This is a genomic window from Mesorhizobium sp. M1A.F.Ca.ET.072.01.1.1 (assembly GCF_004023325.1).
Taxonomy (GTDB): domain Bacteria; phylum Pseudomonadota; class Alphaproteobacteria; order Rhizobiales; family Rhizobiaceae; genus Mesorhizobium.
On the sequence record NZ_RZSF01000353.1, the window covers coordinates 1 to 6420 of the forward strand.

The following is a 6420-nucleotide window of genomic DNA, read 5'->3' on the forward strand; positions in this document are numbered from 1 at the left end:
ATCCACAGCGACGTTCGGAACGCGGCCAGCACCGCCTCATTGGCCATCAGCTTGCCGTACCATTGCAGCGAAAAGCCGGTCATCGGGAAGCCGCCGAACATCGAGGCGTTGAACGACAGGATGACGGTCGCCGCAATCGGCGCGAACATGAAGATGTAGACGCAGAGCGTGACGAAGCCGGTCAGCCGCCAGGCCCATCTGCCTTCCTGTTTCCGGCGTGCAGGCTTCATCCGCCCAATCCCCTCATCCTCCAAGGCCTTTGACGATCTGCGACATGCCCATGTAGCGGGTGTAGATGGCGGCGAAGAAACCGAGCACGACGAACAGCACGATCGAAAGCGTGGCGCCCATCGGCCAGTTCAGCTCGCTCATGATGGTGTCGTAGATCAGATTGCCGAACAGCGCGTCGCGGCCCGAGCCCAGAAGCTGCGGCGTCACATAGCTGCCGGCGGCAAGCACGAAGCAGAGCAGCAGGCCGGCCGCGAGGCCGGGCAACGAAAGCGGCAGCGTCACCTCGCGAAACGCTTGCGCGCTGGTGCAGCCCATCGAGCGGGCTGCCGCAATCAGCGTGCGGTCGATGCTTTCCAGGCTGACATAGACGTTGAGGATCATGTAGGGCAGCAGGAAATGCAGCAGCCCCATGATCACCGCGCCCTCGGTGTAGAGCATCGGCAGCGGCTCGCTGACAATGCCCAACTTTATGAGCGCCACGTTGATGACGCCCTGTTCGCCGAGAATGTTGATCCAGGAAAAGGTGCGGATGGTGAAGCTGATCCAGAACGGCACGATGAGCAGGAGAAGCAGCAGCCACTTGTGCTTGAAGCTCGTCGCCCAGATGAAATAGGCCGGAAAATAGCCGAGCACGCCGCAGAGCAGCGCGGTGACGGCGCCGACCCGCAGCGTCTTCAACAGGAAGCCGTGATAGTAGCTGTCGGTGAGGAATTCGTGCCAGTTCGCGGTTGTCAGCGCGCTGGTTTCCACGCCGGCGGTGACGAAGGTGAAGAAGGTGTAGACCGACATCACGGCGATCGGCAGCACCAGGAAGAAGATCAAGAGCAGCAGCACCGGCGCGATCAGCATCCAGGCCAGCCGTGGATCATACAAGGTCCATCGATTTTTCATGCGCACCCGAAGGTCCGCGCTCTCTTTGAAGCGCTTCTTGTTCCCGCGGGTCAGATTGGGTGATTGGGCGCGCGATGTCTACAGGCGGCGATTGAGCCAGAGAGCCTCCGACTGTTGGCGATGGCGTCGTGCCTCCACGCAAACAGTCCAGGCAAGCAAGGAAAAGGGCCCGACATCGGGCCCTTCGCATTCTACCGGACACTCGGTGCGGCTGGATCAGGTGGCGCCAATTGGCGGAGGGAATGACCCGCTTGGCCCGCCCCCTTATTTCAGCCCGATGGTCATGCCGCTGAGATCGGCATTGATCTGCAGGCCTACCTGCCGGCCTGTGAGCTGGAGTTCGGCGCCCTTGTCGTTGGTCATGACGATCACCTGAGCGCCTCTGCCGAGCGCCCCGCCGCCGCCCGCCGCGCCGTACACTCCCGCCACGTCGCGGGCGCGGCGAATGTGGCGCACCGTGCCTTTGAAATAGGTCTTGGAAGCCCCGAAGGCGAGGCCGCCCGAGATGCCGCCGATCGAGATGGGATAGTTGCGACCACGGAAGGTCAGCGTGCCTTCGCCGCCGGCGCCGCCGATGAAGAAGGCCGCCTTATAGATGGAGAAGCGGATCGTGCCGCTGTCGGCGTGAGCTGCGCTGGCAAAGCTCACGCCGACAGCGGCGATGACCGCAATCGCGGCTGAACGAATTCTGGACATGGTGAGACTCCTCGAAAGCGCCGATTGCCCAACCGGCAGGGCACGTCAGCGTTGTATCAAACGATAGCTGAACAGTCTCGCAGGTCTTTTGGTTCCAAGGCTCGCGGATTGAATCGGGTTGCGGGAGGATGCCACGCAAGCAGGCGGCGTGGCGTCGTCCGGCTATCTCCGTCATCCGCCTCGGCCCGGTCGGTGCCTCCTCCACGCGCTGCGGCCTCAGGCGCCCAATTCTTGCCTGTGCGCCTTGACGAGGTCGGCCATGCTGTCGAAGCGGAAATCCACATTTGGCATATCGCCGGGGTGCATCGTGGCGCCGAAGCCCTGGTCGGCATGACGGCGATAGATCCAGCACGATGCCAGGCCGACGCGATTGGCGGGAGCGTGATCATGGAACATGCTTTCGGCCGTGTGCAGGACTTGGCTTTTCTCCACCCCGATCGTCGCCAGCTTTTCGAGCATATAGTCGAAGTTGCGGGCGGAGGGCTTGTAGGAGCCGATGTCCTCTGCCGTGTATATCGCGTCGAAGTCGACGCCGAGCTTCTTGTTGCTGAACGAAAAGCTCTTGTTGTCGACGTTGGAAAGGATGATCAGCTTGTAGTGCTGCTTGAGATACCGCAAGGCTTCCGCCGAGTCGGCAAAGGCCGGCCAATCCTTCACGCTTTCGCCATAGGCCGTGCATTCCTCCGCGGTGGCGACGACGCCCCATTCCTCGGCAAGCCGCTTGTAGACGATCGGCAGAAGGTCGCGGTAGCGTCTTCCCGGAGTCCAGTTCTGCTGGCTGGATTCGTGCCGGGCATGCGCCTCGAGGATGTCGTCGCGGCTCAAACGGCGGCCGGCGCGCTCTGTCAGCGGCTTCAGGCCCTCGATCATGCCGGATTCCCAGTCGATGAGCGTGCCGTAGCAGTCGAAGGTCAGGGCCTTGAAATCGGTCAGCTTCATGGAATTGCACTCCTTGTTGGTGTCGCCTGATTATCCGGCAGGCTGCTCGCATGAGCTCAGACGCGCCTTGTCCTTCGATGCAGCGCTCCTCGATGAGGTCAGCCAGACACCGAACAGGGTCACCGCCAGGCCGAGGAACATCGCTCTCGATAGCGGTTCGCCGAAGATCAGCCACGCCCAGAGCATCGTCACCGGCGGGCTGAGATAGACCACGCTGCTGACCTGTGCGGCGGTGTAGTGGCGCAGGCTCATATAGTAGACGCCGTAGCAGAAGAAGGTCGAGAACAGCACCAGCCACGCCATGCCGAACTGGAAACGCGCGTCGAGCGGCGGTGTCAGGCCGCCGTTCCATTCCGCGCAGGCGGCAAAGAGGATCGCCGCCGTCAGGCATTGAATGCACAAGCTCTGATGGATGGGCATATCGATCGTCCTGATCCGCTTCTGCACCACGGTCGCCAGGGCGAACACCAGCATGGAAGCGACGGTGAGGACATAGGCCCAGGCCGGTGCTTTGCCGAGACTGAGGCTGTCCAGGGAGACGATAAGGACGCCGCTCGCGCCCAGGGCCGTTCCGATCCATTGCCTTGCGCTCAGCCGGTGGCCGAGAATGGGCTGCGACAGCGCCGCGATGGCGAGAGGGACAAGATCGGAGATCAGCGCGACAAGGCCGGTCGGAACGCGCTGGCCGATGGCAAGGGCGAATCCGCCCAGATAGAGGAACATCGTCGCCACGCCGAACGCCATCTGCTGCGCCAAGGCGCGCCCGCTGATGCGCTGCCCGATCAGGAGAGCAAATGGCAGCAGGATCAGTCCGGACAAAAAAGTCCGCCAGAACAGGACCAGCATGACGTCGGCGTTCTCGCTGGCGTAGCGGATGCCGACGAAGCCGGAGCTCCAGCTTAGGACCAGGGCTGCCGCCACGCTCGGCCATACCAGAGGATGAGGCTTGTTCTGCAGGAGCGTCATGGGCTGTCTTTATTCGAGCGGTGCGCCATGCTCCTGAAGCGGATCACCAGCGCTGTCTGGCGCAGACTTATGGCTGCACACTCGCTGCCTTGCACATGACAAATTTCGATAGGCTCATGAAACAGCCACGAACATGACATAAATATTTGCCCGAAAACCCGCTCTGTGTCAGAGGTTTGGCGCGGTGCTTTCATTGCAAGCGAGGATTGTCATGGCTGGAATTATGAGCCGCCGCCTGGATGTCGATGCCCTGCGGGCGCTGGTCGCGATCGAGAAACATGGCGGTGTCACCCGTGCGGCCGAGGTTCTGGGCTTGTCGCAATCGGCCGTCAGCCACAAGATGAGGCGGCTGGAAGCGAGCCTCGACTGCGAAATCCTCAGCCGGAAGCCAAACGCGCCGCTGTTCACCACGGCCGGCCATGATCTCCTGGCTTATGCGCGGCGCATCCTGGGAATTCATGACGAGGCGGTACTGAGCCTCTCGAAGAGCACGCTGCAAGGCAAGATCGCGCTGGGAATGACCGAGGATACGACGTGCACGGACCTCTCGCGCATTCTTGGCCGGTTCCGCAGGCTCCATCCCGAGGTGAGCGTCCGTACGCAAGTGCGCATGAGCCTCGTCTTGCGGGAGCAGCTCAGCCAGGGGGCCCTTGACGCCGCGATCGTCCAGCTGTTCCAGCACGAGGTTCGTCCCGCCGACATCGTCCTCTACCGCGAGACGCTGCACTGGGTGAAGTCGCCGGATCTGGTCCTGTCGAAGGAAAAGCCGGTCCCGTTCCTGTCCTTCGACGAGAACTGCTTCTATCGGCGTTGGGGCCTCGATCTTGGGCAGGACGAGGGAACGGTGTTCGAGACCGTGTTCGAATGCTCCAGCGCAGCCGGTATCATCGCCGGCGTGACCTCCGGGCTCGGCGTCGCGCTCTTGAGCCAGCGGCACCTGCAACCCGGCATGGAGATCGTCGACAAACACTTCCCCAAACCGCCGGACCTGGCCTATGTGATCAGGCGCGCGCGCAACTCCCGAAATCCCGCGCTGGAGACTTTGGTCAGGGAGATCGAAGCCGAAGTCAAACGCTACGGGGCGCTTCAGATCGCCGTTTGAAACCGTCGTGCTGGCCAGGAGCGCGACAAGGCCGTCAGAGACCACGCAGCGGCGCGATTCACTGGTATCCTGAAAGAAGGCTGGGATCGAATTAGCATGGCGAAACTCGTCTTCGGAATGAATCAGTCACTGGACGGCTATGTCGACCACGAGGCATTTGCGCCCGATCCCGCGCTGTTTCGTCACTGGATAGAGCAAGTGCGCGGCCTGGCGGGCAGTGTGTACGGCCGTCGCATGTACGAGGTCATGCGCTACTGGGACGAGGACCGTTCCGAGTGGACCCCTGAGCTCCGCGAATTCGCGACGGCGTGGCGGAGCCAGCCGAAGTGGATCGTGTCGAGCACGTTGCTGTCGGTTGGCCCCAACGCCACGCTTGTGGAAGGCGGCCTGGCGGAGGTGATACGTGACCTGAAGCCTCGGCTCGCTGGAGAGATCGCCGTTTCCGGACCAGACCTGGCGCGAAGCCTGACCGACCTCGGGCTTATCGATGAGTATCGTCTCTACATCCATCCCGTCCTGCTTGGTCACGGAAAGCCATTCTTCGCCGGCCCCCGGCCGCGGCTCCGGCTCGTGGCCAGTGATTTGATCGGGGAGGAAGCGATCAGGTTGACTTATGTTCCCGCGTAGGCACGCAACTCCCCGACGGACGGGCGCGTCGGGCGGAGCGCCCGCTCACCTCTCCGCAAACGCGCGGGCGAACGAATCCACCATCGGCCGCGCCAGATACTCGAAGAAGGTCCGGTCGCCGGTGTTGATGAAGGCTTCGACCGGCGTTCCCGGATAGAGTTGCTCCGGCTTGACGCCGGGCGGGAGCGCGTCGGCGATCTTCAGCTTGGCGCGGAAATAGGGTTCGTGGGTAGCCTGGTCGATCAGCCGGTCGGCCGAGATCTGCGTCACGGTCGCCGATACCTCTGGCGTCAGCCGCGTGTTGAGCGCCGACAGCCTGAGCTTCGCCGGCTGGCCGACGCGCACCTGATCGACGTCTTTCGGCCGCAGCTTGGCATCGACGTTGAGGCCCGATGCGGTGGGCAGGATCTCCATGATCTTTTCGCCGGGCGCGATCACGCTGCCTTTCGAATTATAGGTGGAGGACACCACGATGCCCGCCGCCGGCGCCTTGATCGTCGTGCGCTGAAGCACCGCTTCGGCTGCCCTGATCTGCTCCTCGATGTCGGCGAGGTTGGTGCGGACCTCGTCGAGCTTGGTCAGCGCTTCCTCCACGCGCTGCGTGGTCAGCCGCTCGACCTGCACCTGCGCCTCGACGATCTGGCTGTTGGCCCCAGCAAGATTGGCCTCCAGCGCGCCGGCCTGGCCGACCAGATCGGCTTCCGAGCGCAGCAACTGCGAATATTCGGTGCGGTTGGTGAGGCCCTTGTCGAGCAGGCCTGTCTTGATGCCGAGCTCCTTCTTCACGACATCGGCCTGCTGCTGGATGGCGAGCTTCTGGGCGTTCAAGCCCACGACCGACTCGCGATGCATGGCGACCCGCTGCGCCATGATCGATTGCTCCGACCGGAACCGGGCGAGCCTGGCGTCGAACTCCTTCTGCTGCTCGCGGATGAGGTTTTGGAAATCCTGCTGGAACGGCGCCGGCG

7 protein-coding genes and 1 pseudogene are annotated in these 6420 nt (G+C 62.9%); 2 read left to right on the forward strand and 6 right to left on the reverse strand.

What is annotated here, in order from left to right:
* The 5 genes and pseudogenes from EOA32_RS31305 to EOA32_RS31325 form a co-directional block, all read right to left on the reverse strand.
* Positions 1 to 230: pseudogene (locus EOA32_RS31305) on the reverse strand (ABC transporter permease); the annotation flags it as partial.
* Between the two features lie 13 nt (positions 231 to 243).
* Positions 244 to 1122 carry an ABC transporter permease gene (locus tag EOA32_RS31310; RefSeq protein ID WP_095783469.1) on the reverse strand — a complete coding sequence of 293 codons (879 nt, stop codon included), beginning with the start codon at positions 1120 to 1122 and terminating at the stop codon, positions 244 to 246.
* 264 nt (positions 1123 to 1386) lie between these two features.
* Positions 1387 to 1818, reverse strand: coding sequence for a hypothetical protein (locus tag EOA32_RS31315; RefSeq protein WP_066993122.1), 432 nt, complete (start codon positions 1816 to 1818; stop codon positions 1387 to 1389).
* A 216-nt stretch (positions 1819 to 2034) separates the two neighbouring features.
* Positions 2035 to 2757: a haloacid dehalogenase type II gene (locus EOA32_RS31320; RefSeq protein ID WP_128373779.1), complete on the reverse strand. Its 723-nt coding sequence runs from the start codon at positions 2755 to 2757 to the stop codon at positions 2035 to 2037.
* A gap of 30 nt (positions 2758 to 2787) precedes the next feature.
* Complete coding sequence (locus EOA32_RS31325) at positions 2788 to 3723, reverse strand: DMT family transporter (RefSeq protein WP_128373780.1); 936 nt, start codon at positions 3721 to 3723, stop codon at positions 2788 to 2790.
* A 211-nt stretch (positions 3724 to 3934) separates the two neighbouring features.
* Here EOA32_RS31325 and EOA32_RS31330 point away from each other — a divergent pair, with 211 nt between their 5' ends.
* Together EOA32_RS31330 and EOA32_RS31335 are read left to right on the forward strand one after the other, a co-directional pair.
* Positions 3935 to 4825 carry a LysR family transcriptional regulator gene (locus tag EOA32_RS31330; protein WP_128373781.1) on the forward strand — a complete coding sequence of 297 codons (891 nt, stop codon included), beginning with the start codon at positions 3935 to 3937 and terminating at the stop codon, positions 4823 to 4825.
* Positions 4826 to 4921: 96 nt separating this feature from the next.
* Positions 4922 to 5452: a dihydrofolate reductase family protein gene (locus EOA32_RS31335; RefSeq protein ID WP_128373782.1), complete on the forward strand. Its 531-nt coding sequence runs from the start codon at positions 4922 to 4924 to the stop codon at positions 5450 to 5452.
* Between the two features lie 45 nt (positions 5453 to 5497).
* On the opposite strand, the gene EOA32_RS31340 is transcribed toward EOA32_RS31335, so the two are convergent.
* Positions 5498 to 6420: HlyD family type I secretion periplasmic adaptor subunit (locus EOA32_RS31340; RefSeq protein ID WP_128373783.1), on the reverse strand; the 923-nt coding region annotated here is incomplete at its 5' end.